Annotated in this window: 20 protein-coding genes; 15 read left to right on the forward strand and 5 right to left on the reverse strand. The window is 71.3% G+C overall.

Going from position 1 to position 26,909, the window contains the following annotated elements; all coding sequences use genetic code 11:
* The first annotated feature begins 3 nt into the window (after positions 1-3).
* The 10 genes from Aph01nite_RS06090 (at position 4) to Aph01nite_RS06135 (ending at position 10,963) form a co-directional block, all read left to right on the forward strand.
* On the forward strand, positions 4-783 hold the full coding sequence (locus tag Aph01nite_RS06090; protein WP_204039751.1) for a YebC/PmpR family DNA-binding transcriptional regulator: 780 nt from the start codon (positions 4-6) through the stop codon (positions 781-783).
* A 156-nt stretch (positions 784-939) separates the two neighbouring features.
* Positions 940-2,091, forward strand: a complete 1,152-nt coding sequence (locus Aph01nite_RS06095; RefSeq protein ID WP_204039752.1) for a GNAT family N-acetyltransferase — start codon at positions 940-942, stop codon at positions 2,089-2,091.
* A gap of 79 nt (positions 2,092-2,170) precedes the next feature.
* Complete coding sequence (gene ruvC, locus Aph01nite_RS06100) at positions 2,171-2,695, forward strand: crossover junction endodeoxyribonuclease RuvC (protein WP_204039753.1); 525 nt, start codon at positions 2,171-2,173, stop codon at positions 2,693-2,695.
* The gene (gene ruvA, locus Aph01nite_RS06105; RefSeq protein ID WP_204039754.1) at positions 2,692-3,309 is read left to right on the forward strand and encodes a Holliday junction branch migration protein RuvA; all 618 of its coding nucleotides are present in this window, start codon (positions 2,692-2,694) and stop codon (positions 3,307-3,309) included. Before ruvC ends, ruvA begins: the two co-directional genes overlap by 4 nt.
* A gap of 34 nt (positions 3,310-3,343) precedes the next feature.
* A complete protein-coding gene (gene ruvB, locus Aph01nite_RS06110; protein ID WP_204039755.1) occupies positions 3,344-4,375 on the forward strand; it encodes a Holliday junction branch migration DNA helicase RuvB in 1,032 nt (343 codons plus the stop codon).
* Between the two features lie 328 nt (positions 4,376-4,703).
* Complete coding sequence (gene yajC / locus Aph01nite_RS06115) at positions 4,704-5,069, forward strand: preprotein translocase subunit YajC (protein WP_204039756.1); 366 nt, start codon at positions 4,704-4,706, stop codon at positions 5,067-5,069.
* A gap of 41 nt (positions 5,070-5,110) precedes the next feature.
* Positions 5,111-6,832 (forward strand): protein translocase subunit SecD, encoded by a 1,722-nt coding sequence (secD, locus tag Aph01nite_RS06120; protein WP_307836762.1) that lies wholly within the window; start codon positions 5,111-5,113, stop codon positions 6,830-6,832.
* Positions 6,832-7,860: a protein translocase subunit SecF gene (secF, locus tag Aph01nite_RS06125; RefSeq protein ID WP_204039757.1), complete on the forward strand. Its 1,029-nt coding sequence runs from the start codon at positions 6,832-6,834 to the stop codon at positions 7,858-7,860. The genes secD and secF overlap by 1 nt, the downstream gene beginning before the upstream one ends.
* 105 nt (positions 7,861-7,965) lie before the next feature.
* Positions 7,966-8,472, forward strand: a complete 507-nt coding sequence (locus Aph01nite_RS06130; protein WP_204039758.1) for an adenine phosphoribosyltransferase — start codon at positions 7,966-7,968, stop codon at positions 8,470-8,472.
* Positions 8,473-8,782: 310 nt separating this feature from the next.
* Complete coding sequence (locus tag Aph01nite_RS06135) at positions 8,783-10,963, forward strand: RelA/SpoT family protein (protein ID WP_204039759.1); 2,181 nt, start codon at positions 8,783-8,785, stop codon at positions 10,961-10,963.
* Positions 10,964-11,034: 71 nt separating this feature from the next.
* Here the strand turns inward: Aph01nite_RS06135 and Aph01nite_RS06140 are convergent, their stop codons facing one another.
* On the reverse strand, positions 11,035-12,273 hold the full coding sequence (locus tag Aph01nite_RS06140; RefSeq protein ID WP_239161424.1) for a DUF349 domain-containing protein: 1,239 nt from the start codon (positions 12,271-12,273) through the stop codon (positions 11,035-11,037).
* A 44-nt stretch (positions 12,274-12,317) separates the two neighbouring features.
* Positions 12,318-13,145, reverse strand: coding sequence for a peptidylprolyl isomerase (locus Aph01nite_RS06145; protein ID WP_204039760.1), 828 nt, complete (start codon positions 13,143-13,145; stop codon positions 12,318-12,320).
* A gap of 145 nt (positions 13,146-13,290) precedes the next feature.
* Here Aph01nite_RS06145 and Aph01nite_RS06150 point away from each other — a divergent pair, with 145 nt between their 5' ends.
* From Aph01nite_RS06150 to Aph01nite_RS06165, 4 genes are all read left to right on the forward strand, one after another.
* Positions 13,291-13,980, forward strand: a complete 690-nt coding sequence (locus Aph01nite_RS06150) for an MBL fold metallo-hydrolase (RefSeq protein WP_204039761.1) — start codon at positions 13,291-13,293, stop codon at positions 13,978-13,980.
* Positions 13,981-15,237, forward strand: coding sequence for a histidine--tRNA ligase (gene hisS, locus Aph01nite_RS06155; RefSeq protein ID WP_204039762.1), 1,257 nt, complete (start codon positions 13,981-13,983; stop codon positions 15,235-15,237). It abuts the gene before it with no gap.
* Positions 15,234-16,973 (forward strand): aspartate--tRNA ligase, encoded by a 1,740-nt coding sequence (gene aspS / locus Aph01nite_RS06160; protein WP_204039763.1) that lies wholly within the window; start codon positions 15,234-15,236, stop codon positions 16,971-16,973. The genes hisS and aspS overlap by 4 nt, the downstream gene beginning before the upstream one ends.
* Positions 16,974-17,335: 362 nt before the next feature.
* The gene (locus tag Aph01nite_RS06165; RefSeq protein ID WP_204039764.1) at positions 17,336-19,444 is read left to right on the forward strand and encodes a prolyl oligopeptidase family serine peptidase; all 2,109 of its coding nucleotides are present in this window, start codon (positions 17,336-17,338) and stop codon (positions 19,442-19,444) included.
* On the opposite strand, the gene Aph01nite_RS06170 is transcribed toward Aph01nite_RS06165, so the two are convergent.
* On the reverse strand, positions 19,432-20,241 hold the full coding sequence (locus Aph01nite_RS06170) for an SAM-dependent methyltransferase (RefSeq protein ID WP_239161425.1): 810 nt from the start codon (positions 20,239-20,241) through the stop codon (positions 19,432-19,434). The genes Aph01nite_RS06165 and Aph01nite_RS06170 overlap by 13 nt on opposite strands.
* Before the next feature lie 185 nt (positions 20,242-20,426).
* Positions 20,427-21,302, reverse strand: coding sequence for a peptidylprolyl isomerase (locus Aph01nite_RS06175; protein WP_239161426.1), 876 nt, complete (start codon positions 21,300-21,302; stop codon positions 20,427-20,429).
* 171 nt (positions 21,303-21,473) lie between these two features.
* On the opposite strand from Aph01nite_RS06175, the gene Aph01nite_RS06180 reads away from it, so the two are divergent.
* On the forward strand, positions 21,474-24,692 hold the full coding sequence (locus Aph01nite_RS06180) for a S41 family peptidase (protein ID WP_204039765.1): 3,219 nt from the start codon (positions 21,474-21,476) through the stop codon (positions 24,690-24,692).
* Here Aph01nite_RS06180 and Aph01nite_RS06185 read toward each other — a convergent pair.
* Positions 24,689-26,776, reverse strand: coding sequence for an MMPL family transporter (locus tag Aph01nite_RS06185; protein WP_204039766.1), 2,088 nt, complete (start codon positions 26,774-26,776; stop codon positions 24,689-24,691). The genes Aph01nite_RS06180 and Aph01nite_RS06185 overlap by 4 nt on opposite strands.
* Positions 26,777-26,909: the final 133 nt, after the last annotated feature.

Below are 26,909 nucleotides of genomic sequence, written 5' to 3' on the forward strand. Positions count from 1 at the left end.
GCGATGTCCGGCCACTCCAAATGGGCGACGACGAAGCACAAGAAGGCGGCGCTCGACTCCAAGCGCGGCAAGCTCTTCGCCAAGCTCATCAAGAACATCGAGGTAGCGGCCAGGACCGGCGGTCCCGACCCGGAGGGCAACCCGACCCTCTACGACGCCATCACCAAGGCCAAGAAGAGCTCGGTGCCCAACGACAACATCGAGCGCGCCCGCAAGCGCGGCGGCGGCCTCGAGGCCGGCGGCGCCGACTGGCAGACCATCATGTACGAGGGCTACGGCCCCAACGGCGTCGCCGTCCTGATCGAGTGCCTCACCGACAACCGCAACCGGGCCGCCTCCGAGGTCCGGGTCGCGCTGACCCGCAACGGCGGCTCGCTGGCCGACCCCAACTCGGTGTCGTACATGTTCAACCGCAAGGGCGTCGTCATGGTGCCCAAGCTGGTCTCCGAGACCAAGGCCGGCCGGGTCGAGCTGAGCGAGGACCAGGTGCTCGACGCCGTCCTGGACGCGGGCGCCGAAGAGGTCAACGACCTGGGCGAGTCGTTCGAGATCGTCTCCGAGGCGGCCGACCTGGTGCCGGTGCGCCAGGCGCTGCAGGACGCGGGCATCGACTACGACTCGGCGGAGAGCAGCTTCCTGCCGACCATCAGCGTGCCCGTGGACGAGGAGGGCGCGCGCAAGGTGTTCCGCCTGATCGACGCGCTGGAGGACTCCGACGACGTGCAGAACGTCTGGGCGAACGTGGACGTCTCCGACGAGATCCTGGAGAAGCTGGACGCCTGAGAAGGTAATTCAAAAGGAGCCCGGCGCCGTCGAAGCGAGTCACCTGCCTGGGGCGAAGCGATCGACGGGCGAGCTTTTGAATTACCTTCTGAGTCCGGTGAGTTCGGCCTAAATTCGGTCGCTTTCGGATTGTTCGTCGGAATACGGTGGGCGCTTGTGGAGATTCGTGAGCTGACCGAGGCCGAGTTGGACGCCGTGCTCGACAACCGCCGGCGGGCCTTCGGGCCGCTGTCCGACTCGTCGGTGGCCATCTGGCGCAAGCTGGTCCTGCCGTACGTGGCGGAGGGGCGGTATCTGGGGGCCTTCGACGGGCCCCGGCTGGTCGGGACGGCGCGGATCAATCCGTACCGGCAGTGGTGGCACGGGCGGCAGGTGTCGATGGGCGGCGTCGCCAGCGTCACCGTGCTGCCCGAGGACCGCGGCCGGGGCGTCGGGCGGCAGATCATGCTCGAGGTCGTGGAGCGCTGCGCCGACCTCGGGCACGCGGTCTCCGCGCTCTTCCCGGCCACCACGCACCTGTACCGGCGGCTGGGCTGGGAGCACGCGGGAGCCCAGCTGATCGCGGACGTGCCCGCCGAGGCGCTGCGCACGATCACCCCCGGGGAGCCGGTCAAGCTCCGCCGGATGGGCCCCGACGACGCCGCCGAGGTGATCGCGACCCTCGACCGCGTGCACTCGGCCGGACGCGCCTCCGGGCCGATCTGCTTCGACGAGGACGCCTGGCGGCTGTGGCTGGACGACGAGGACGACTTCTACTACCTCGCCGACGACGGCTTCGTGGTCTACCGCTGGTCCGGCGAGGACATCGAGATCGACAACCTGGTGGCCGGGTCGGCGGCCACCGCCCGCGCGCTGTGGGCCCTGGTCGGCAGCCACGCCACCGTCGCCAAGCGGGTCACCGCGCCGGTCGCGCCGGACGACCCGGTCTTCTGGCTGCTCGCCGACCGCAAGCAGGACGCGGTCAAGCAGATCCGCTGGATGTTCCGCCTGATCGACGTCGAGTCGGCCGTGGCCGCCCGCGGCTACCCGGCCGCCGTCACCGCCGACGCCGTCGTCCAGGTCCAGGACCCGCAGCGGCCCGGGAACTCCGGGGGCTGGCGGCTGGAGGTCGCGGGCGGAACCGGCTCGGCCGGCCGTACCGGCTCCGCCGAGGGGCCCGTTCTGGGCATCGGTGGTCTGTCCGCCCTGTACGCGGGGGTCCCCAGCGCCACGCTGCGGCGGGCCGGGCTGATGACCGGGTCGGCGGCGCAGGACGAGACGCTGGACGCGGTGTTCGCGGCCAGGCCGTACATGCTGGACTACTTCTGATCGTGTCCGGCGTGCTTGCGCGGCCCCGGTGGAGTAAAGTCTGCGCCGAACAGGTGTTCGGTGGACTGGGGGTCGGCGGGTGCTCAGGGTGTTGGGGGTCGATCCCGGGCTGACCCGGTGCGGGCTCGGCGCCGTCGAAGGGCGGCCGGGCACGCCGCTCAGCCTGGTGGCCGTCGGCGTGGTGCGCACGCCCGCCGACGACGACATCGGCGCGCGGCTGGTGGCCGTCGAGGCCGGGATCGAACGCTGGCTCGACGAGGTGCGCCCCGACGCGGTCGCGGTCGAGCGCGTCTTCGCCCAGCACAACGTGCGCACCGTGATGGGCACCGCCCAGGCCGCCGCCGTCGCCATCGTCTGCGCGGCCAGGCGCGGCCTGCCGGTCGCGCTGCACACCCCCTCCGAGGTCAAGGCGGCCATCACCGGCAGCGGCACCGCCGACAAGAAGCAGGTCGGCGCCATGGTGACCCGGCTGCTCCGGCTCGACGCCATGCCCAAGCCCGCCGACGCGGCCGACGCCCTCGCCCTCGCCATCTGCCACGTCTGGCGCGGCGCCGCCCAGAACCGGCTCGCCGACGCCCTCGCCCGAGCGAAGGGGAAGCCGTGATCGCCTCCGTCTCCGGCCGGGTCGCCGCCCTCGCCCCGGACTCCGCCGTGATCGAGGTCGGCGGCGTCGGCGTCCTCGTGCACTGCACCCCCGGCACCCTGGGCACCCTGCGCACCGGCGAACAGGCCCGCCTCTCGACCTCCCTCATCGTCCGCGAGGAGTCCCTGACCCTGTACGGCTTCGCCACCGACGACGAGCGCGCCGTCTTCGAGATGCTCCAGACCGCCAGCGGCGTCGGCCCCCGGATCGCCCTGGCCATGCTGGCCGTGCACACCCCGAACGCGCTCCGCCTGGCCGTGGCCGCCGCCGACCTGAAGGCGCTCACCATGGTCCCCGGCATCGGCCAGAAGGGCGCCCAGCGCATCATCCTGGAGCTGAAGGACAAGCTCGGCACCCCCGAGGAGGCGGTGAACGCCGCGCTCAACGGCGGGCGGCTCGCCCCCTGGCGGGAGCAGGTGCACTCCGGCCTGGTCGGGCTGGGCTACTCCGCCAGGGACGCGGACGAGGCGGTGGCCGCCGTCGCCCCCGAGGCCGACCTGGAGACCGCCGCCGGGCGCGCTCCGCAGGTGGCGGTACTGCTCAAGGCGGCCCTTCGATCCCTGAGCGTGCGATGACCCCCGGTGTGAATCTTTCAGGCGGGAGGCGGTTGTGAACTCCGATCGGGAGCTCGTCTCGCCCGACGCGGAAGGCGACGAACGGCTCATCGAGGCCGCGCTCCGGCCCAGGCGGCTGAGCGAGTTCATCGGCCAGGCCCGGGTCAGGGAGCAGCTGTCGCTGGTGCTGCAGAGCGCCCTGCTGCGCGGCCGCCCGCCGGACCACGTGCTGATGAGCGGGCCCCCCGGCCTCGGCAAGACTACCCTGGCGATGATCATCGCGGCCGAGCTGGGCGCGCCGCTGCGGGTCACCTCCGGCCCGGCGCTGGAGCGCGCCGGGGACCTGGCCGCCATCCTCTCCACGCTGAGCGACGGCGAGGTGCTGTTCATCGACGAGATCCACCGGATGGCCCGGCCCGCCGAGGAGATGCTGTACCTCGCGATGGAGGACTTCCGGGTCGACATCGTCGTCGGCAAGGGCCCGGGCGCGACCGCCATCCCGCTCGACATCGCGCCGTTCACGCTGGTCGGCGCCACCACCAGGGCCGGGCTGCTGCCCGCGCCGCTGCGCGACCGGTTCGGCTTCACCGCGCACATGGACTTCTACGAGCGGGCCGAGCTGGAGCAGGTGCTGAGCCGCTCGGCCCGGCTGCTCTCGATGACGCTGCCCGGCGAGGCCGGCGAGGAGATCGCCGGCCGCTCCCGGGGCACCCCGCGCATCGCCAACCGGCTGCTCCGCCGGGTCCGCGACTTCGCCGACGTGCGCGCCGAGGGCCTGATCACCCGGGACATCGCCTCCGCCGCCCTCAACCTCTACGAGGTGGACGCCGAAGGACTGGACCGGCTCGACCGCGCCGTGCTCACCGCGCTGCTGCGCCGGTTCGGCGGCGGTCCCGTCGGCCTGTCCACGCTGGCGGTGGCGGTGGGGGAGGAGCCGGAGACCGTCGAGGTGGTGGCCGAGCCCTTCCTGGTCCGGCAGGGGCTGCTCGCCCGTACTCCCCGGGGGCGGGTGGCGACGGCCGCCGCGTGGGCGCATTTCGGGCTGCCGGTGCCGCCGGGGGCGTTCGGAGGTCTCGATGAGGTCTAGTTTTTACGTCGATGACCGGGCACGGGGGCTCGCTGTGGGCGAAAGGCGTACATGGATGCCATAGGGTGTGCTACGGATCACAGATCGGTTGCAAGGGCGTGAATCCGGAACTTTCCCGCGTGCCTAAACGTGGGTTCGTTGCCGGGCTTCAGAGCGCTCGCCTACACTGCGTGGCTTGGCTGGCTGTGTAGGCTGACGTGCTGAGCGGCGTTCAGTGGCGTTCGGCGGCGCTGGGCGGTGCTGAGCGGCGCTGGGCGGCCCGGGCAGGCGGCAACCTGTGTGACCTCCGGCGCGCTAGGCCGGTCATCTCGTACCGAAGGAGAGCCCCGTGGAAGGGCTTGCGCAGTTCCTCCCGATCATTCTGTTGATCGTGGTGTTCTACTTTCTGCTCATCCGTCCGCAGCGTAAGCGGCAGCAGGAGCAGGTCGCGATGCAGAACTCCCTGTCGGTGGGCTCGCGCGTCATGACGACGACCGGCCTGTTCGCCACGGTGGTGGGCTTCGCGGACGACGACGTCCTGCTGGAGATCGCGCCCGGAGTCGAGACCCGCTGGGTCAAGGCCGCGATCGGCCGGGTGGTCACGCCGGTCGACGACGCCGATGAGACCGACGAAGGGGAAACCGAGGACGACGCCGTGGACGAAGCGGTGGTTGACGCCCCTGAGAAGGGGGATTCGAGTACCAAGAAGTCCTGAGTACCCATTAGATGACCCCTTGACCGAAAGACTGACCACCAGTGGCCCCACCGACAAGTAGCCAGATCAAGCCGGGACGTACGCTCCTGGTGCTGCTGGCCATCATCATCGCCATGGGCGCGGCGACGATCCTGCAGAACGCGTACATTCCGAAGTTCGGCCTGGACCTGGCCGGCGGCACGACGGTGACCCTGACACCGCAGACGCTGGACCAGCAGGCGCCGCCGGAGGAGAGCCTCAACCGGGCCGTCAACATCATCCGTGACCGCGTCAACGGGACCGGCATCTCCGACGCCCAGGTCGCCAAGTCCGGCAGCAACATCCTGATCCAGATTCCCGGGGCGGGTCAGGAGCAGGCGGAGAAGCTGGTGACCACCGCCGAGCTCCGCTTCCGCCAGGTCCTCGCCATCGCGTCCGCCCAGGAGGCGCCGGCGCCGCTGCCCAGCGACGCCCCCAGCGGCTCCCCGGCCGCCACTCCGGCCGGAACGCCCGCAGCCTCGGCCGAGCCGTCCGCGAGCCCGGCCGGCCGGGCTCTCGCCGAGGCGCTCACCGCGCCGTCGCCGAGCGCGTCCGCCCCGGCGGAGCCCAGCGCCTCGGCCAGCCCGGGCGCGGAGCCGTCGCCGCTGGTGACCACCCAGGCGAGCACGCCGCCCACGGACGACCCGCTGGCCGGGCAGGACCTCAGCGGCATCGACCCCGCCGTCATGCAGGAGTTCAGGGACCTGAAGTGCTCGGCCACCGACTTCGGCCAGGGCAAGCAGGACGACCCGGACAAGCAGTACGCCGCCTGTGACACCAACGGCCAGATCAAGTACATCCTGGACAAGGCTGCGGTGAAGGGCACGGAGCTGGCGGGCGCGTCCGCGGCGACCGACCCGACCACCGGCGAGTGGATCGTCCAGGTCGACTTCAAGAGCGCCGGCGCCACCCAGTTCGCCGACGTCACCCGCCGCATCACCACGCTGCCGCAGCCGCGCAACCAGCTGGCCACGGTCCTGGACGGCGCCGTCATCGTCGCGCCGACCATCAACGAGGCGATCCCCGGCGGGCGGGCCCGCATCTCCGGCGGCTTCACCCAGGTGACCGCCACCGAGCTGGCCGACCAGCTCAAGTACGGCGCGCTGCCGCTCAAGTTCATCACCAGCTCGGTGGTGTCGGTGTCCTCGACGCTCGGCGCCGACCAGCTGCGCGGCGGCCTGATCTCGGGCGCCATCGGCCTCGTGATCGTCATGCTCTACCTGCTGCTGTACTACCGCGGCCTCGGCCTCGTCGGCATCGCCAGCCTCGGCGTGGCCACGGTGGTGACCTACCTGTCGGTCACGGTGCTGAGCGAGAACGCGGGCTTCCGCCTCTCGCTGCCGCACATCATCGGCCTGGTGGTCTCGATCGGCATCACCGCCGACTCCTTCATCGTCTTCTTCGAACGCATGCGGGACGAGATGAAGGAGGGCCGCCGCTCGCTGCGGGCCGCGGTCGAGGTGGCCTGGCGGCGGGCCCGCCGGACCATCCTGGTGGCCGACGCGGTCATGTTCATCGCCGCCGTCGTGCTCTACTTCCTGGCGGTCGGCGACGTGGCCGGCTTCGCCTTCGCGATGGGCCTCACCACGGCGATCGACGTCGTGGTGGTGTTCCTGTTCACCAAGCCGCTGATGTCGCTGGTGGCCCGGACCAAGTTCTTCGCCAAGGGACACAAGCTGTCCGGCCTCGACGCCGAACGCATGGCCCGCTCCGAGTCCAGCACCCAGACCATGCAGGAGGCATGATGCCGGGCGTCATCGGCCGCCTCTACCGCGGCGACATCGACATCGACTTCGTCGGCAAGCGCAAGCTCTGGTACGGCTTGTCGCTCTTCCTGCTGGTGTTCTCGATCGCCGGTCTGATCATCAACGGGCTCAACCTGGGCGTGGAGTTCAAGGGCGGCTCGGTCTTCGACTTCGCCCGCACGCCCAACTCCAGCGTGGAGACCGTCCGCGCCACCATGCTGGACACGGGCGTGATCCACCAGGCCATCGTCCAGGAGGCCGGCCCCAACTGGCGGGTGACCACCGAGAGCCTCACCACGGCCGAGGTGACCCAGGTCCAGAAGGCCGTCTCGGCCGAGTTCGGGGTGGCGGAGAAGCAGGTCAGCTCGCAGGTCATCGGCGCCACCTGGGGTGGCGAGGTCTCCGAGAAGGCCGTACTCGGCCTGATCGTCTTCATGGTCGCGATCATGGCGTACCTGACCTTCGCGTTCGAGTGGCAGATGGCCCTGGCGGCCATCGTCGCGCTCCTGCACGACCTGGTGATCACCGCGGGCGTGTACGCGTGGTCGGGCTTCGAGGTGACCCCGGCGACCATGCTGGGCTTCCTCACCATCCTCGGCTACTCGCTCTACGACGCGGTCGTGGTGTTCGACATGATCAAGGAGGTGACGGCGAAGCTGGGCACGTCCGCGAAGATGACGTACACGCAGGCGGCCAACAACGCGCTGAGCCACACCCTGATCCGGTCGCTGAACACCTCGCTGGTCGCGATCCTGCCCGTGGCGGCGATCCTGTTCATCGGCACCACGCTGCTCGGCGCGGGCACGCTGAAGGACCTGTCGCTGGCGCTGTTCGTCGGCATGCTGGTCGGCACGTACTCCTCGATCTGCGTGGCGACGCCGATCCTGGTGTCGCTCAAGGAGCGCGAGCCGCAGTGGCAGGCGCTGGCCCGCCGGGTGGCCCAGCGGGAGGCCGCGGAGGCCAAGCAGGCCACCGCCAAGGCCAAGAAGGAGCCGGTCGGCGCGGCCAAGGACAAGCCCAAGAAGTAGCCGCGAGGCCGCTCGCGGCGGCGTCGCGGAACCACTCGGACACCCCGTGATCCCGTCAGGGACGCGGGGTGTCCGGCGTCTCGGGGCGTGCCCTAAGGTGGGCGGGTGACCGATTGGATCTCGCTGATCAGGGACGTGCCCGACTACCCCAAGCCGGGCATCCTGTTCAAGGACATCACCCCGCTGCTGGCCGACCACGCCGCCTTCACGCAGGTCGTCGACGGGCTGGCGGCCGGCTACGCGTTCGACAAGGTGGTGGGCATCGAGGCGCGCGGCTTCATCCTGGCCGCGCCGGTCGCCATCCGCTGCGCCGCGGGGTTCGTGCCGATCCGCAAGAAGGGCAAACTGCCTGCCGAGACCATCTCCGCGTCCTACGATCTGGAGTACGGCTCCGCCACCGTCGAGGTGCACGCCGACGCGTTCGCCCCCGGCGAGCGGGTGCTGGTGGTGGACGACGTGCTGGCCACCGGCGGCACGGCGGCGGCGGCCGTGGACCTGGTCAGGCGGGCGGGAGCGCAGGTGGTGGCGGTCTCGTTCCTGATGGAGCTGTCCTTCCTGGCCGGCCGGGAGAAGCTGGCCGGCCTCGACGTCCGGTCCCTGGTGACCGTCTGATCCAGAGCCCCTGGGACCACCGATAGACTTGGGGCCTGGACTCGACGCCTAAGGAGTCTGTGTGCCCCGTGATGTGGTCGCCCCCGGCAGCGTGTCCTCCGCCGCGCCCGCGGAGCCCGCGCCCGAGGAGCAGCGCGCCGGGGCCCCGCGCGTCGAGGCTCCACGCGCCGGTTCGCCCGGCGCGGAGGCGCCGCCCGGAAGTGAACCCCGGTCCCGTGACGTTGGAGTAGACGAAGGGGAGAAGTCTGGGGAGAAGCCTGCGCCGGCCGTCCGACGCAGGCTCGCTCGGTTCGGGGGACAGTGGGGGGCGATGAATCCGGTTCTGGAGCCGTTGTTCAAGACGGTGCGGGCCAGCCATCCGAAGGCGGACCTGCGCCTGATCGAGCGCGCCTACGACATGGCCGCCTTCCACCACCGGGACCAGAAGCGCAAGAGCGGCGACCCGTACATCACCCATCCGCTGGCCGTGGCCACCATCCTGGCCGAGCTGGGCACCGACGACGAGACCCTGTGCGCCGCCCTGCTGCACGACACGGTGGAGGACACCGCGTACAGCCTGGACGAGCTGCGCGCCGACTTCGGTGAGAACATCGGGCTGCTGGTCGACGGCGTGACCAAGCTGGACAAGGTCAAGTTCGGGGACGCGGCGCAGGCCGAGACCGTGCGCAAGATGGTCGTGGCGATGTCCCGCGACATCCGGGTGCTGGTGATCAAGCTCGCCGACCGGCTGCACAACATGCGCACGATGCGCTACATGCCCGAGCACAAGCGGCAGCAGAAGTCCCGGGAGACCCTGGAGATCTTCGCGCCGCTGGCGCACCGGCTGGGCATGAACACCATCAAGTGGGAGCTGGAGGACCTCGCGTTCGCCATGCTCTACCCGAAGCGCTACGACGAGATCGCCCGGATGGTGTCGGAGCGGGCCCCCCGCCGCGACCTGTTCCTCCAGGAAGTGATCGAGAACGTCTCCGGCGACCTGCGCGAGTCCAAGATCAAGGCGGCCGTGAAGGGCCGCCCCAAGCACTACTACTCGATCTACCAGAAGATGATCGCCAGGGGCGTGGCCTTCGACGACATCTACGACCTGGTGGGCATCCGCGTCCTGGTGGACACGGTCCGCGACTGCTACGCCGCGCTCGGAACGATCCACGCGCGGTGGAACCCGGTGCCCGGCCGGTTCAAGGACTACATCGCGATGCCCAAGTTCAACATGTACCAGTCGCTGCACACCACGGTGATCGGCCCGGAGGGCAAGCCGGTCGAGCTCCAGATCCGCACCCGCGCCATGCACAACCGCGCGGAGTACGGCGTGGCCGCCCACTGGAAGTACAAGGAGGAGATGACCACCTCCGGCCCGGCCAAGGTCAAAGAGGTCAACGACATGGCCTGGCTGCGCCAGCTCCTGGACTGGCAGAAGGAGACCTCCGACCCGGGCGAGTTCCTGGAGTCGCTCCGCTTCGACCTGTCGGTCTCCGAGGTGTTCGTCTTCACCCCGCGCGGCCAGGTGGTCGCCCTCCCCGACGGCGCCACCCCCGTCGACTTCGCGTACGCGGTGCACACCGAGGTCGGGCACCGCTGCATCGGAGCCAGGGTGAACGGCCGGCTGGTGCCGCTGGAGTCCCGGCTGGGCAACGGCGACACCGTGGAGATCTTCACCTCCAAGTCGCCGGACGCGGGTCCCTCCCGGGACTGGCTGAAGTTCGTCAAGAGCGGCCGGGCCCGCAACAAGATCCGCCAGTGGTTCTCCAAGGAGCGCAGGGAGACCGCGATCGAGGCGGGCAAGGAGGCCATCGGCCGGGCCATGCGCAAGCAGGGCCTGCCGCTCCAGCGGCTGATGTCGGGGGAGGCGCTGCTGGCCCTGGCCAGGGATCTGCGCTACCCGGACGTGTCCGCGCTCTACGCGGCGGTCGGCGAGGGTCACATCGCGGCCCAGAGCGTCGTCCAGAAGCTCGTACAGGCGCTGGGAGGCGTCGAGGGGGCGGAGGAGGACATCGCGGAGGCGGCGGTCGTCACGCGCCTCAAGGGCCGTCCCAGGGCCAACTCCAACGCGGGCGTCATCGTGGCCGGCGACCCGGACGTCTGGGTGCGGCTCTCCCGCTGCTGCACGCCGGTGCCGGGCGACGACATCATCGGCTTCGTCACCCGCGGCCACGGGGTCTCCGTGCACCGGATCGACTGCGCCAACGTGGGCCAGCTCCGCGAGCAGCCGGACCGGCTGGTGGAGGTCTCCTGGTCGCCCGGCGACGACTCGGTCTTCCTGGTGGCCATCCAGGTGGAGGCGCTGGACCGGCCCCGGCTGCTGTCCGACGTCACCAGGACGCTCTCCGACCAGCACGTGAACATCCTGTCCGCGTCGGTCACCACGTCCAGGGACCGGGTCGCGGTGAGCAAGTTCACCTTCGAGATGGGCGACCCCAAGCACCTGGGCCACGTCCTGAAGGCCGTCAGGACCATCCAGGGCGTCTACGACGTCTACCGGGTCACCTCATAGGAAAACCCCCGCCCGGGACGGGCGGGGGCCTTCTCAGCGCCTTTCAGCGGTATTCGCCGGTCAGGAGTAGGTCAGGAGAACTCCGCCAGGGTGCGCTCGGCCTCCTGGAGCCAGGACCTGCGGGCCGCGATGGACTCCTCGGCCTCCTTGGCCGCCTTGCTGCCCGGCTGCGCCTTGGCCAGGCGGTTCTCCAGCTGCTCGATGGACTTCCTGAGCTGGTTCACCGTGTCCTGGGCGCGCGCCCGGGCCTCCGGGTTGGAGCGCTTCCACTGCTCCTCCTCGGCGCGGCGGACGGCCTCGTCCACCTTGCGCAGGCCGCCCTCCAGCCGGTCGCGCTGCTCGCGCGGCACGGGGCCGACGGCCTCCCAGCGCTCCACCAGCACCCGCAGCGCGCTGCGCGCCGCCCGCACGTCGGTGACGGGGAGGATCTTCTCCGCGTCCGCCAGCAGGGCCTCCTTGGCCTCCGCGTTGGCCGCGAAGGACGCGTCACGCTCGGCGAACACCGCGGACCTGGCCTGGAAGAACAGGTCCTGCGCGCCCTTGAACCTGTTCCACAGGTCGTCCTCGGCCTCGCGGGAGGCCCGCCCGGCCGACTTCCACTGCCGCATCAGCTCGCGGTAGGCCGCCGCGGTGGCGTTCCAGTCGGTGGAGGTGGCCAGCGCCTCGGCCTCGGTGACGATGCGCTCCTTCAGCCCGCGCACCTGGTCGCGCTGCTCGTCCAGCGAGGAGAAGTACGCCTTCCGCCGCTTCGCGAACGCCGTCCTGGCCGCCGACAGCCGCTTCCACAGCCCGGCCTCGGTGGCGCGGTCGATGCGCTCGGCCGCCTTCCACTCCTCCACCAGCTGCCGCAGCCGCTCGCCGCCGGACTTCCAGTGGGTGGCGTCCTCGGCGATGCGCTCCGCCTCGGCGACGATCCGCTCCTTGATCTCCTTGGCCTGCGATCTGGCCTGGTCGCGGGCGGCCCTGACCTCCTCGCGGCGCTTGCCGACCAGTTCGGACAGCGCCCCGAGGCGGTCGTTGAGCGAGCCGAGATCGCCGACCGCGTGCGCCTCCGCGACCGCCTCGCGCAGCTTCAGGATGCTCGCCTCGGCCTGCGCGGGCGGCAGATCGGTGCCCCGCACCCGCTGCTCGAGGAGCTGGACCTGCCCGGCCAGCTCGTCGAACTTGCGGTGGAAGTAGGCCAGCGCCTCTTCCGGTTCACCGGCCTGCCAGGACCCGACGGCCCGTTCTCCCTCAGCCGTACGCACGTAGACGGTGCCGTCGTCGTCTACCCGGCCCCACGGGTCGGTGGTCACCGTGTCCTCCCGCACTCGAATCAGCCTCCAGGGCGCAAACGGCCCTTGGTTGTATTACGTCAGCTCTTGCCGGTAATTGTCACGTCTTTGATTTCGACGGCCGTCTTCGGCGGGCCGTCGCCGCCACCGCCCTCGACCCCGTCCTTGGCCACCTTGTCCACCACGTCGAGACCCTTGGTGATGGTCCCGAAGGGGGTGTAGGAGTCGGGCAGGGAGTCGGTCTCGTCGCCGTACACGATGAAGAACTGGCTGCCGTTGGTGCCGGGGCCGCTGTTGGCCATGGCCAGCACGCCGCGCTTGTAGCTGGCGCCTTCCAGGTTCTCGTCGGCGAAGCGGTAGCCGGGGCCGCCGCTGCCGGACGCCGTCGGGTCGCCGCACTGGAGCACCTTGATGCCCTCGGTGGTCAGGCGGTGACACTTGGTGCCGTCGAAGTACTTCTTCGAGGCCAGGAATTCGAACGAGCCCACCGTGCAGGGCGCCTTCGCCCCGTCCAGGGTGGCCTCGATCGTGCCCAGGCTGGTGTTGATGGTCATGGTGGCGGGCTGCGCGGACACCTTCGCGGGCGGCTGGCCGACGTCCTTGGCCGCCTGGCCGTCCGCCAGGTACTCGCAGCTGCCGGAGGCGGGGTCGTACGCCTTCGGGCCCGCCGGCGGCGCGCTGGCCGAGGGCACCGCGGTGTCCGTGGGGCTCGCCGTCGTGGGGTCCTCGCCCCCGCCGCCCAGCAGGGTCGCCGCGGCCACGATGCCGCCGATCACGACGAGGACGCCGACGGTGGTCCCGATGGCGGCGGTCCGCTTGGCGGCGCGCTCTCGCTGGATGCGCGCGGCCTGCTGGCGCTCGTAATGCTCGCGCGCGAGTTGCTTCTGGCGGTCCTTACCGCTGACCACTTCGTCCTCCCGACTGTCCAAGAATGACTATTGAGGTGGGCGAATCGTATCGGCACACAGGTATTAGTTCGCAGCCCGCCGACCCGCACCGGTACCCTTCGGTTACATTCGCTCGCGCAATCCTTGAGACATCGAGGCCGTTCCGTTGCTGATCGCCGCGTTCCCCGCTGGGTCATTTCAGGCAAATTGTTATGTGATCGCGCCCGAGGCCGGCGCCGAGTGCGTCGTCGTCGACCCAGGTCAGGACGCTGTCGGTGAGCTGGACGCGGTGCTGCGCGAACACCGCCTCAAGCCCGTCGCGGTCGTGCTGACGCACGGTCACCTCGACCACGTCTGGTCGGTCGCGCCGGTCTGCGGAGCCCGCGACATCCCTGCATGGATTCATCCGGAGGACCGGGAACTGCTCAGCGACCCGGCCAAGGGTATCTCGGCGCAGGCGAGCCAGCTGTTCGGCGGCCTGGAGCTGACCGAGCCCGGCGACGTGCGCGAGCTGACCGACGGCGCCACCCTGAAACTCGCCGGCCTGGAGCTGACCGTCGACCACCGCCCTGGCCATACCCGGGGTTCGGTGACGTTCCGGTTGCCTCCGGCCGAGGAGATCCCCCCGGTCCTGTTCTCCGGCGACCTGCTGTTCGCCGGTTCCATCGGCCGCACCGACCTGCCGGGCGGCGACCACGCGGTCATGATGCGCAGCCTCGCCGCGACGATGACGCTGCCGGACGAGACCGCCGTGCTGCCCGGCCACGGACCACAGACGACTATCGGCCGCGAGCGGGCCGTCAACCCCTACCTCCAGGAGTTGCCGCCCGCGCGTGGCCCGCACAGGGGAATTTAGATGAGCTTTCAGGCGCCCAAAGGCACCTTCGACTGGATGCCGCCACGTTCCGAGCGGGTCCTCGCCGTCCGCGACGCGCTCGCCGCGCCCGCCCGCAGGGCCGGGTACGGCTACATCGAGACGCCCGCCTTCGAGGACACCGGCCTGTTCTCCCGCGGCGTCGGCGAGTCCACCGACATCGTGACCAAGGAGATGTACACCTTCCTCGACAAGGGCGGGCGCTCCATCACGCTCCGCCCCGAGGGCACCGCCTCGGTGATGCGGGCCGTGATCGAGCACGGCCTGCCCGGCGGGCCGCTGCCCGTCAAACTCTGGTACTCGGGCAGCTACTACCGCTACGAGAAGGCCCAGAAGGGCCGCTACCGGCACTTCTCGCAGGTGGGTGCGGAGGCCATCGGCATCGAGGACCCGGCCGTGGACGCCGAGCTGATCACGCTCGCGGTGGACGGCTACGCCTCGCTCGGCCTGACCGGGGTGCGGCTGCTGCTCAACTCGCTGGGCTGCGCGGAGTGCCGGCCGGCCTACCGGGCCGCGCTGCAGGACTTCCTGCGCGGGCTGGACCTGGACGAGCCGACCCGGCAGCGGATCGAGATCAACCCGCTCCGGGTGCTGGACGACAAGCGGCCCGAGGTGCAGGCGCAGCTGAGCGGCGCGCCGCTGGTCACCGACCACCTGTGCGGGGCCTGCAAGGCCTACCACGAGGAGGTGCGCACGCTGCTGACCGCGGCCGGGGTGGTCTACACCGACGACCCGCGGCTGGTGCGCGGCCTCGACTACTACACCAGGACCACCTTCGAGTTCCTGCACGACGGGCTCGGGTCCCAGTCCGCGGTGGGCGGCGGGGGCCGCTACGACGGGCTGAGCGAGATGATCGGCGGGCCGCCGCTGCCCAGTGTGGGGTGGGCGCTCGGAGTGGACCGCACCGTGCTCGCGATGGAGGCCGAGGGGCTGTTCGAGGCCGAGCCCTCGACCGTGGACGTGTTCGCGGTGCCGCTCGGCGAGGAGGCCAGGCGGGTGGCGTTCGGCCTGGTCGTGGCGTTGCGGCGGGCCGGGCTCTCGGTCGACATGGCGTTCGGGGGGCGCGGGGTGAAGGGCGGGATGAAGGCCGCGGACCGCAGCGGTGCCCGGTTCGCCCTTATCCTCGGGGATCGGGATCTGGCGGCGGGAGCCGTACAGGTCAAAGATCTGACCACTGCTGAGCAGACCGCGGTGCCGCTTGCCGAGGTCGCCGACACCCTGAAAGGGAAACTCTCGTGATCCGCACCCACGAAGCAGGGACGCTTCGTCCGGAGCATGCCGGCCGGCAGGTGACGCTGGCGGGCTGGGTAGCGCGCCGCCGTGACCACGGTGGCGTGGTGTTCATCGACCTGCGCGACGCCTCGGGGTCCGCGCAGGTCGTCTTCCGCGAGGAGGACGACGCCCACGGGCTGCGCTCCGAATACTGCGTGAAGGTCGTCGGCGAGGTGCGGGTCAGGCCGGAGGGCAACGAGAACCCCGACCTTCCGACCGGCGCCATCGAGGTCGTCGCCTCGAAGGTGGAGGTGCTGAGCGAGGCCGCGCCGCTGCCGTTCCCGATCGAGGGCAACTCCGGCGTCTCCGAGGAGGCCCGGCTGCGCTACCGCTACCTGGACATCCGCCGCCAGCAGGTCGGCGACGCGCTGCGCACCCGCTCCAAGGCCACCTACCTGGTGCACGAGGTCATGCGGGAGCGCGACTTCGTCTACGTGGAGACCCCCAACCTGACCCGCTCCACGCCGGAGGGCGCCCGCGACTTCCTGGTCCCGGTGCGGCTCCAGCCCGGCAGCTGGTACGCGCTGCCCCAGTCGCCCCAGCTGTTCAAGCAGCTGCTCATGGTCGGCGGCCTGGAGCGCTACTACCAGCTCACCAAGTGCTTCAGGGACGAGGACCTGCGCGCCGACCGGCAGCCGGAGTTCACCCAGATCGACATCGAGATGTCGTTCGTGGACCAGGACGACGTGATGGAGCTGGGCGAGGCCATCATGTCCCGGGTCTGGCAGGAGACCGTCGGCTACACGATGCCGCGCCCGCTGCCCCGCATGACCTACGCCGAGGCCATGGCGCGGTACGGCTCAGACAAGCCCGACCTGCGTTTCGGCTGCGAGCTGACCGACCTCACCGAGTACTTCGCCAAGACCACGTTCCGGGTCTTCCAGGCCGAGCACGTGGGCGCGGTCGTGATGCCCGGCGGGGCCTCCCAGACCCGCAAGGAGCTGGACGGCTGGCAGGAGTGGGCCAAGTCGCGCGGCGCGCGGGGCCTGGCGTACGTGCTGGTCCAGGAGGACGGGTTCGGCGGCCCGGTGGCCAAGAACCTGTCGGAGGAGGAGATCTCCGGCCTGTCCGCGGCCACCGGCGCCAAGGTCGGCGACGCGATCTTCTTCGCGGCCGGGACCGCCCGCGCCGCCCGCGACCTGCTGGGCGCGGCCCGCCTGGAGATCGGCCGCCGCTGCGGGCTGATCGACGAGTCCCAGTGGTCCTTCCTCTGGGTGGTGGACGCGCCCATGTTCGAGGAGGACGGCGAGGGCGGCTGGACGGCCGTGCACCACCCGTTCACCGGCCCCAAGCCGGAGTGGGCCGACGACTTCCAGGACCACCCAGGCGAGGCGCTCGCCTACGCGTACGACATGGTCTGCAACGGCATGGAGATCGGCGGCGGCTCGATCCGTATCCACCGGGCCGAGATGCAGGAGCGCGTCTTCGGCGTGCTGGGCATCTCCAAGGAGGAGGCCGAGAACAAGTTCGGCTTCCTGCTGGAGGCGTTCAAGTACGGCCCGCCCCCGCACGGCGGCATCGCCTACGGCTGGGACCGGATCTGCATGCTGCTCTCGGGCGGCGACTCGATCCGCGACGTCATCGCCTTCCCGAAGACGGCCTCCGGCTTCGACCCGCTGACCGGGGCGCCCACCCCGATCACGACCGAGCAGCGCAAGGAGGCGGGCGTGGACGCCAAGCCGCGCGCGCAGGAACTCGTCTGACGCACGTTTCCTGGCCCCGGCGACCTCGCACGGTCGCCGGGGCCTTCTTTTGTAAAAAAAGCCTTTGACGTCATTACCCATGCGCGTTCCGGGTCGCCGCGCCTTTCGTTTATCAATCACCGGCACGGGAATCCTGCTGTGGTAATCGCCCATTCCGGGCGAATCGACGGATCCGGGAGGCTGGCATGAATGGACACCTACCGTATCGAGAGACCGGTCCGGCCGCGCGCGTCGGCGGCGTACGTGGCTGGATGGCCGACATTCTTCGTGGCGAGTCATAACTGAATGATCCGGGTGCCGCGGCGCGTACCGGCCGCGGCACCCCGGCTTCCCGCAGGCGGCACGACGTTTCGGGGGCGTTTATGGCGCAATTGTTCTACCCGCCCGCCCGGCGCGGCGACATGGTGGAGAATCTATTCGGATTTCTCGTTTCCGATCCCTACCGGTGGCTGGAAGAGAGCGGCGACGCGTGCGTGCGGGCATGGGCGGAGGCCCAGGATCGTCTCTACCGCGCGCACCGCGCGGGATGGCGGGAGAGGCACGGGTGGGGGTCCCTGGTGGAGCAGGTGGCGTCCTTCGGCGTGTCGGAGCCGCCGATGGCGCGCGGTTCCGTCCTGTTCCTCGCCGAGCAGCTCCGGGGGGACGAGCAGCGGCGCCTGCTCGTCGTGGACGCCGGCGGGAACCGGCGAGTGCTGGTGGATCCGGTGGAGATCGACCCGTCCGGCCGTACCGGGCTGTACGCGTGGTGGCCGTCGCGCGAGGGCGGACGGGTGGCCGTCCAGCTGGAGGTCGCCGAGCAGCCCGGCAGCGACGTCCTGGTGCTGGACGCGCGTACCGGTGAGACGGTGGACGGGCCGTTGCCGCGGGCCCGCAACACGTCGCTGGCCTGGCTGCCCGGCGGGGACGCGTTCTACTACGTCAGCCGCGTGCCCGACGAGGAACTGGACCCCGGCGACACGCGCCTGCACCGGCGGGTGCGGCTGCACCGGGTCGGTACGCCCTGGCAGGCCGACACGGTGGTGTTCGGCGGCGACGACGCCCCGGACCACTACTACGGGCTGACGATCAGCCCCGACGGCCGCCGGCTGGCGATCACCGCGACGGTCGGTCCCGCCTCCCACAACGACGTCCACGTGGCCGATCTCGCCGACCCGGAGACCCCGCGGTTCACGAAGATCGTGGACGGCGGCGCCCTGCGCGCCCATGTCCTCCCGCGCTTCCTCGCGGACGGCGATCTCCTGCTGGTCACCGACCACCAGGCCCCCTGCGGCCGCATCTGTACGGCCCACCCGGACGAAACCGACCCGGCCGCCTGGCGCACCCTGGTACCCGAGGACCCCCAGGCCCCCCTGGACGAGTGCGTGGTCCTGGACGACCCGGCGCTGCCGCGGCCACTCCTGCTGGTGGCACGCACCCGCCACGGCACCTCCGCCCTGACCCTGCACGACCTGGCCGGCGGCCGGCCGCTCGCCGAACTGCCCCTGCCCGGCGCGGGCGTCGTGTCCTCCCTGCGGACGAACCTCCCGTCGGGAACGCACGCCAGGTTCAGCTACTGCGACGCGACCACACCCCCCACGATCTACCGCTACGACGCCACCAGCGGGAACACGGAACAGGAGGCCCGCGCCACCACATCCGGGCACACGCCGGAGATCCGCAGCCACAGCGTCCGCTGCCCCACCCGCGACGGAACCGAGATCACGCTGTTCCTGTTCACCCCCGCCGACGACCGTCAAGAACCCCGCCCCACCCTCATGTACGGCTACGGCAGCTTCGGCATGCCCATGCGCCCGTGGTTCCTCCCCCTGGCGGCCGCCTGGGTCGGCGCCGGCGGCACGTACGCGCTCGCCTGCGTACGCGGCGGCGGCGAAGAGGGCCAGGACTGGCACGACGCCGGTCGGGGACCGCACAAACACCGCGCGGTCGGCGACTTCAACGACGCCGCGGCCTGGCTCGTCGACACCGGCCGGACCACCCCCGGCCAGCTGGCGATCTTCGGCCAGTCCGCCGGCGGGCTCCTGGTCACCGCCGCCGCCACCCAGCGACCGGACCTGTACGCGGCCGTCATCGCCGAAGGCCCGCTGTGCGACATGGTGCGCTACGAGAAATTCGGCCTGGGATGCACATGGACGGATGAATTCGGGACCGCGTCCCATCCCGAGCAACTCCCATGGCTGCTCAAATACTCGCCATATCACAACATCGTGCCCGGAGCCGATTATCCCGCATTCCTTCTCGCCGGCGCGGTGACCGATCTGCAGACCGGAGAGGCGCACGTGACCAAAATGTGCGCGGCCCTTCAACATGCCACCGGAAGCGACCGGCCGGTCCTCATGCGCCGGGAACCCGACAGCGCCCACGCCGCCTTTTCCGCGAGCAGAGAACACGCCCTGACGGCGGACATCCTGGCTTTCGCCGGAAAACACACCGGCCTGTCACCGGCGAAAAGAAACGGTGGTCAGGGCAGGTAGCCGACCGCGCCGAGGAATCCGGCCCTGTCCCAGTCGGGCTCGAGGTCGTACTCGGGACGCCAGGCCTCCACCGGCACCAGGCCGGGCTCCAGAAGCTCCAGGCCGTCGAAGTAGGCGCTGATCTGGCCGGGAGTCCGGGGGGTTAAGTTGCCCGCCTTGGTGGCCTTGTAGGTGCTCGTCACCGAGATCTCGTCGGCCTTGCTGACCCGCCCGGCGTGCCCGTGCGAGATCACCAGGTAGCTGCCGGGCGCCAGTCGCTCCCGCAGCCGGGCCACGATCGAGGCGGCCTCCGCGTCGTCGGCCACGAAGTGCAGCACGGCCAGCAGGAGCAGCGCGACCGGCCGGCCGAAGTCGATCCTGGAGGCCACCTCGGGGTGGTCCAGGATGCCCTCGGGGTCGCGCAGGTCGGCCTGGACGACCGTGGTGAGCGGGTTCTCGGCGAGCAGGGCGCGGCCGTGGGCCAGCACGATCGGGTCGTTGTCCACGTAGACGACGCGGGCGTCGGGGGCGGTCTGCTGGGCGACCTGGTGCACGTTCTCCCGGGTGGGCAGCCCCGAGCCGATGTCGAGGAACTGGCGCACGCCCGCGTCGGCGATGAGCCGTACCGAGCGGGACAGGAAGGCGCGGTTGTCGCGGGTGAAGTCCCGCACGTACGGCATGACCGCCAGCACCTGCTCGGCGGCCTCACGGTCGGCCGCGAAGTTGTCCTTGCCACCCAGGTAGTAGTCGTACATGCGGGCCACGCTGGGCACGTGCGGGTTGATCACCCATGACGGGGCCTCTTCGCGATCGGTCACGTCCTCGCCTTCCGGCGTCGCTCCGCCTCCGGCCGCGGGGGAGGCGGGGGGAAGTCCAGGGGGGCTCGTGACACGCGTGAGGGCCGCGTTTCACGACATTTCGGTGCATGGTACGGCTCGCGGATCATTGGTGCGAACCGTACCAGACACCGGATGTCAGGAAAGGGCCGTAAGGACGGTCAGGGCTAGCGGACGACGATCGTCTTGATCTTCACCGGGATCTTCGGCGCGTTCGAGCCGCCCTCGTCGCTGGTGATGTCGATGCCGTCGGGCGCGGTGTTGACGCCGCCCGCGACGATCTTGTCGACGATGTCCATGCCCTTCACGACCACGCCGAACGGCGTGTACGCCGCGGGCAGCTGGGCGTTCTCGTTGCTGAAGGAGATCGCGAACTGGCTGCCGTTGGAGTTGGCGGCGTCGCCGCCCTGCGCCATGAAGACCACGCCGCGCACGTACTGCGGGCCGAGGTTCTCGTCGGGGAACAGGTAGCCGGGACCGCCGGTGCCGTCCGTCAGGCTCTCGCCGTCACCCTTGGCCTGCGGGTCGCCGCACTGGAGCAGGTCCACGCCGTTGGTCTCGGCCGTGACCAGCCGGTGGCAGACCGTGTTGTCGAAGTACTTCTTGCCCGCCAGGAAGGCGAAGGAGTTCACCGTGCACGGCGTGTACGGCGTCAGCTCGATCACGATGTCGCCGTGGTTGGTGCGCATCGTCATGGTCTTGGCGCGCAGGGAGGCCGCGGTGGGCTTCTTGGGCGGGAAGCCGACGAACTTGGCCGGGCTGCCGGTGTCGTCCTTGCGGTAGTCGCAGGTGACCTTCTTCGGGTCGACCGTGGGGGCGGCGCTCGGCTGGGGGATCTCGGACGGGATCGCCGACGGGACCTCTGACGGCGGCAGCGACGAGGGAGCGCCGGACTCGGCCACCGGCGGCGGCGTCTCGGCGGCGGATCCGCTGCAGGCGGTCAGGGCCGCGAGCGCGATGACCAGCCCGGCGCCGAGGATGGTGCCGCGCTTGGCCTTGCTGTGACGCGCGGCCAGGGGCTTCTGCCGAATGGGGTCGGACACCGCTATACCTTCCGTTTTTCGATAAATGACCAGTTCGATGGGCAACTCTAGCCGCGATTTCGTTCGCTCCGCGTAAGCAGAAGTCCCACCGGCACCACCGGCCACAGGAGTAAGGGCGCCCCATCCGGCACGATCTATGCCATCGCCGGGGGCCCGGTTAGCATTGTGTGGGTGTCGAGTGGGTCATATCTCCGCTTTCCCCACATTCACCGCGACCTTCTGGCCTTCGTCGCCGAAGACGACGTCTGGATCGCTCCGCTGGACGGGGGACGAGCCTGGCGGCTGACCATCGACCGCGTCCGGGCCAGCCACCCGCGGATCTCGCCGGACGGCAGGCACGTGGCCTGGACGAGCTGGCGCGACTCCGATCCCGAGGTGCACGCCGCGCCCGTCGAGGGCGGCCCGGCGTCCCGGCTCACCCACTGGGCCAACTACCGCACCCGGATGCGCGGCTGGGCCGACGAGCGGACCGTGGTCGCCACGGCCGCGCACGACCAGCCGTTCCACTTCTGGACCATGGCGTACACGGTTCCGCTGGCGGGCGGGCCCGGGACGCGGCTGCCGTACGGGCCGGTCTCGGACCTGCACCTGGACGGGGGTCGCGCGCTGCTGCTCACCGGTTCGGCCAGCCACGATCCGGCGCACTGGAAGCGCTACCGGGGTGGCGGGACCGGGCGGCTCTGGCTGGACGGCAAGCGGGTGCCGCTGGCCGCCGAGGGGCAGCTGGCCGCGCCGATGCTGGTCGGGGACCGGCTCGTGTTCCTGTCCGACCACGACGGCACGGGCAACCTCTACTCGTGCGCGCCGGACGGCTCCGACCTGGTCAGGCACACCGAGCACGACGACTTCTACGCCCGCCAGGCCGCCACCGACGGCGAGCGCGTCGTGTACGCCAGGGCCGGCGAGCTGTGGCTGCTGCCGAGCCTGGAGGAGGCGCCCAGGCGGCTGGAGGTGACGCTGGGCGGCGCGGGGCGGGGGCGGCAGCCGTACCCGGCGCACGTGCACGTCCGGGGGCTGGCGTGCGACACGACCGGCAGGGCCAGCGCGGTCGAGGTGGCCGGCACGGTGCACTGGCTGACCCACGAGGACGGGCCGGCCCGCGCGCTGGCGGTCCGGCCGGGCGTGCGCGCCCGCCTGCCGATCGTGCTCGGCGGCCACGAGGCCCCGGAGCCGGCGAAGAGCGAGCCCTCCCAGAACGGTCCCTCCCAGAACGGTAAAGCCGAGCCCGCCCCGGAGACCGAAGAGGACGAGGAGAGCGAGGAGAAGAAGAAGCCGGGCAAGCGGATCAACGGTCCCGCCGCCTGGGTGAGCGACGCCGGGGGAGAGGACGCCATCGAGCTGGCCGAGCCGGGCGGCACGGTCCGGACCATCGCGGGCGGCGCGATCGGCCGGGTGGTGGACATGGAGGGCTCCCCGGACGGCGCCACCATCGCGGTCGCCGACCACGAGGGCCGCCTCCTGCTGGTCCGGGTGGAGACGGGCGAGGTCACCGAGCTCACCCGCACCGCCAACGGCAGCATCAGCGGCATGGGCTTCGACCCGCGCTCGGAGTGGCTGGTCTGGTGCCACCCGGTGGACGGAGACTTCAGCGCGATCCGCATGGCCCGCCTCCCCGAGCCGGGCCAGGAGGCCGCCGAGACCGTCATCGTCGAGGTCACCGACGGCCGCTTCACCGACACCTGGCCCGCGTTCACCGCCGACGGGCGCCACCTGGCCTTCCTGTCCCGGCGCGGCTTCGGCGCCATCTACGACGCGCACAGCTTCGACCTGGCGTTCCCGCTCGGCTCCCGCCCCTACCTGCTGCCCCTCTCGGCGGGCGCGCCGTCCCCGTTCGCCCCCTCCGTGGCCGGGCGGCCGGTGGAGAGCCCCAACGGCGACTCACCGGTCGAGGTGGACACCGACGGGCTGGCGGGCCGGATCGTCGCCCTGCCGGTGCCGGAGGCGCGCTACTACGGCCTGCGGGCGGTCAAGGGCGGCCTCGTCTGGCTGCGCTTCCAGCCGGGCGAAGGGCTCAGCCTGGAGCGTTTCGACCTGGACAAGCGCAAGTGCGAGGAGCTCTCCGACGGCGTCGGCGGGTTCTCGGTCAGCGGCGACGGCGCGAAGATCGTGGTGGTGGACGGGCACGACGTCCGGGTCATCTCGGCCACCGGCAAGAACGGCGACAGCGTCAGCGTGGACCTGTCCAGGATCCGGGTCGAGGTGGATCCGGTGCGGCGGTGGCGGCAGTCGTACGCGGAGGCCGGCCGGATCGTGCGCGACCACTTCTGGGTCGAGGACATGGCCGGCGTGGACTGGCCGGGCGTGCTGGAGCGGTACCGGCCGTGGCTGGACCGGATCGCGGGCGGCGACGACTTCGCCGACCTGCTGGCCGAGGCCGTCGGTGAGCTGGGCGCCTCGCACGCGTACGTGTTCGGCCGGTCCCGGGGCTCGGGCCGCTACGTCGGCATGCTCGGCGCCGACCTGGCCCCCGACACCGACGGCCTGTGGCGGGTCCGCCGGATCTACCCGGCCGAGCTCTCCGACCCGCACGCCCGCTCACCCCTCCAGGGCACCGGTGTACGGCCCGGAGACGCCCTGCTGGCCGTCGACGGCCGCCCGGTGGACCCCCGCAAGGGCCCGGCCGAACTCCTGGTGGACACCGCGGACCGCGCCGTGGAACTGACCGTCGAGTCCGGCGCCGAGACCAAGAGGATCGCCGTGGTCCCGGTCCTGGACGACGTCTACCTGCGCTACCACGCCTGGGTGGGCGAGCGCAGGACCCGGGTCCGCGAGCTCTCCGAGGGCCGCCTCGGCTACCTGCACGTGCCCGACATGGGCCCGTCCGGCTGGGCCCAGCTCCACCGCGACCTGTCCCGCGAGCTGACCATGGCCGCCCTGATCGTGGACGTGCGCGGCAACCGGGGCGGCCACACCTCCCAGCTGGTCGTGGAGAAGCTGTCCCGGCGGATCGTCGGCTGGAACATCTCCCGCCGCTACGAGCCGGAGAGCTACCCCAGGGACGCGCCGCGCGGCCCGGTGGTCGTGCTCTGCGACGAGGAGACCTGCTCCGACGGCGACGTGGTCACCGCCGCCGTGCAGTCGCTCGGCCTTGGCCCGGTGGTCGGCGCCCGCACCTGGGGCGGGGTCATCGGCATCGACCGCTGGCACGTGCTCGGCGACGGCACCGCGATGACCGTGCCCGGGTACGCGTACTGGATCGAGCGCTACGGCTGGGAGCTGGAGAACCGCGGCGCCACCCCCGACGTGGAGGTCCTCATCACCCCCGGCGACTGGGCCCGCGGCTCCGACCCCCAGCTCGACACCGCGGTACGGCTGGCCCTGGAGGCCCTGGCGGCGCGCCCCGCGGGCGGACCGCCGGACCCGGCGACCCGCCCGTTCCGGGGCCGCTAGCCGACGGGCACGCGACCGGGTTCGGGCCGTCCCTCGCGCAGTCCGAACCGGTCGTGCAGGCGGCGCAGCGGCCCGGGCGCCCACCAGTTCCAGCGGCCCAGCAGCGTCATCGTGGCTGGTACGAGCAGGCAGCGGACCAGTGTGGCGTCCACCGCGATGGCGACGGCCAGGGCCAGGCCCATCTCCTTGATGCCCAGCATGCGCCCGGCCGCGAAGCCGCCGAACACCACGACCATGACCAGCGCCGCCGAGGTGATGATCTTGCCGGAGCGCTGCAGGCCGACGGCCACCGCCCGGTCGTTGGGCAGCCCGGCGTCGTGGAACTCCTTGATCCGGGCCAGCAGGAAGACCTCGTAGTCCATGGAGAGCCCGAAGGCGAACATGAACACCAGCACCGGGACCCAGGTCTCCAGCGTCCCCGTGGGCGTGAAGCCCAGCACGTCCGCCAGGTACCCGTCCTGAAATATCAGGACTATGGCGCCGAAGGCCGCGCCGAGCGACAGCGTATTCATGATCAACGCCTTGATCGGCACCAGCACGGAACCGGTCAGCAGGAACAGCATCACGAACGTGCCCAGCGCCACCACCAGGATCGCCCACGGCAGCCGGTCCGCCATCTCCCCGCGGAAGTCCATCACGCCGGCCGCGCTCCCCGCCACGTACAGCGGGAACGCCGGGCGATGCGCCCGCAGCCAGGTGACCGCCTCCTCGGCCCGCTCGTCGCGCCCGTCCCCGGCCGTGTACACCTCCGCCACGGCCACCTGGGGCGCCAGCTGCCGCGCCTCCCCGACGCGCGCGAACCCCCGCAGCGTGTCCAGATAGCCCTGCAGCTCGGCCTGGGACGAGCGGGCCACCAGCTGGATCGGCGGCGCGCCCCCGCCCGGGAAGCGGTCCCGGGTGAGGTCCGCCACCTGGCGGCTCTCGAAGCTCGTCGGCAGCAGGTCCACGCCGCCGTTGTTGAACCGTACGCCCAGGAACGGCAGCGCCGAGACCACCAGCACCAGCCCGGTCACGGCCACGGTCGTCGCCGGCCGCCGCTGCACGGCCCTGGCCAGCCGGGCGAAGCGACCCTCGTCGGCCGAGGCCCGCTGCGGTTTGATCCGGTTCCCGAGCACGCCGAGCAGCGCCGGGGTCAGCGTCAGGGAGGCCAGCGCGGCCACCGCGACCACGCTCACCCCGGCCGCGCCGATCGCGTGGTAGAAGGGCGACTGGAACACGAAGAGCCCGGCCAGCGACACCCCGACGACGACCGCCGAATAGCCGATCGCCCGCCCGGCGGTGGCCGCCGCGTGCTCGATCGCGTCCGCCACGCCGTGCCGGGCGCGTTCCTCCTTGAAGCGGCTGACGTACAGCAGGGCGTAGTCCAGGGACAGGCCCAGGCTGAGGACCGTGGTGACCGGGACGATGTTGGGGTCGAGGTCGCCGAGGGCGGAGAAGCCGTACAGGGTGAGCAGGGCGCCCGCGACCGAGCAGAGCGCGCCCAGCACGGGCACGCCCGCGGCCAGGAAGCCGCCGAAGACCAGCACCATGACCAGCAGCGCGGCCGGGATGGCGATCATCTCGCCGCGCGCGGTGTCCTCCGCGACCTGCCGGTTCACCTCGCGGTTCACCAGCGCGCCGCCGCCCGCCAGCACCCGCAGGCCGGGCGCGGAGATCGCGTGCAGCCGGTCGGCCACCCGGTCCACCGTCTCCGTCGTGCGCTCCGGGGTCAGGTCGTCGGCCAGGTCGACGACGATCATCCCGGCCTTCCCGTCGGTCGCGGTCAGCCCCGGCGAGTCCCACGCCGAGGAGACCCGGTACACGCCGGGGACGCGCTTGAGGTCGGCCACGGCGGCGGAGGCCGGCCCGCGTACGGACTCCACCGGAGGGCCGTCCAGCATGCCGACCACCCGGCTGCCGACGGGGGAGTGCTCGTTCATCAGGGTGGCGCCCCGCACGGATTCGAAGACCGGGGAGGCTCGCTGGGGTTCCAGCCGGTCGAAGACCTGGCTGCCGAAGCCGAAACCCGCGACGAGCAGGCCGGTCCACAAGAGCAGCACCAGGTGGCGGCGGCGGTGGCAGAGGCGACCGAGGGCGGCGAACATACCCTGAGTCTGGGGGCCCGCGAAGGGGCGCCGCATCCGCCGACAGGAGGACAACGCTCCTTCCCTTATCCGATCTTTCCGACTTCTCTGGGAACCTGTTCCGGATCACATCCGTATCAAGGGGAGACATCCA

The organism is Acrocarpospora phusangensis (assembly GCF_016862995.1).
Lineage (GTDB): Bacteria > Actinomycetota > Actinomycetes > Streptosporangiales > Streptosporangiaceae > Acrocarpospora > Acrocarpospora phusangensis.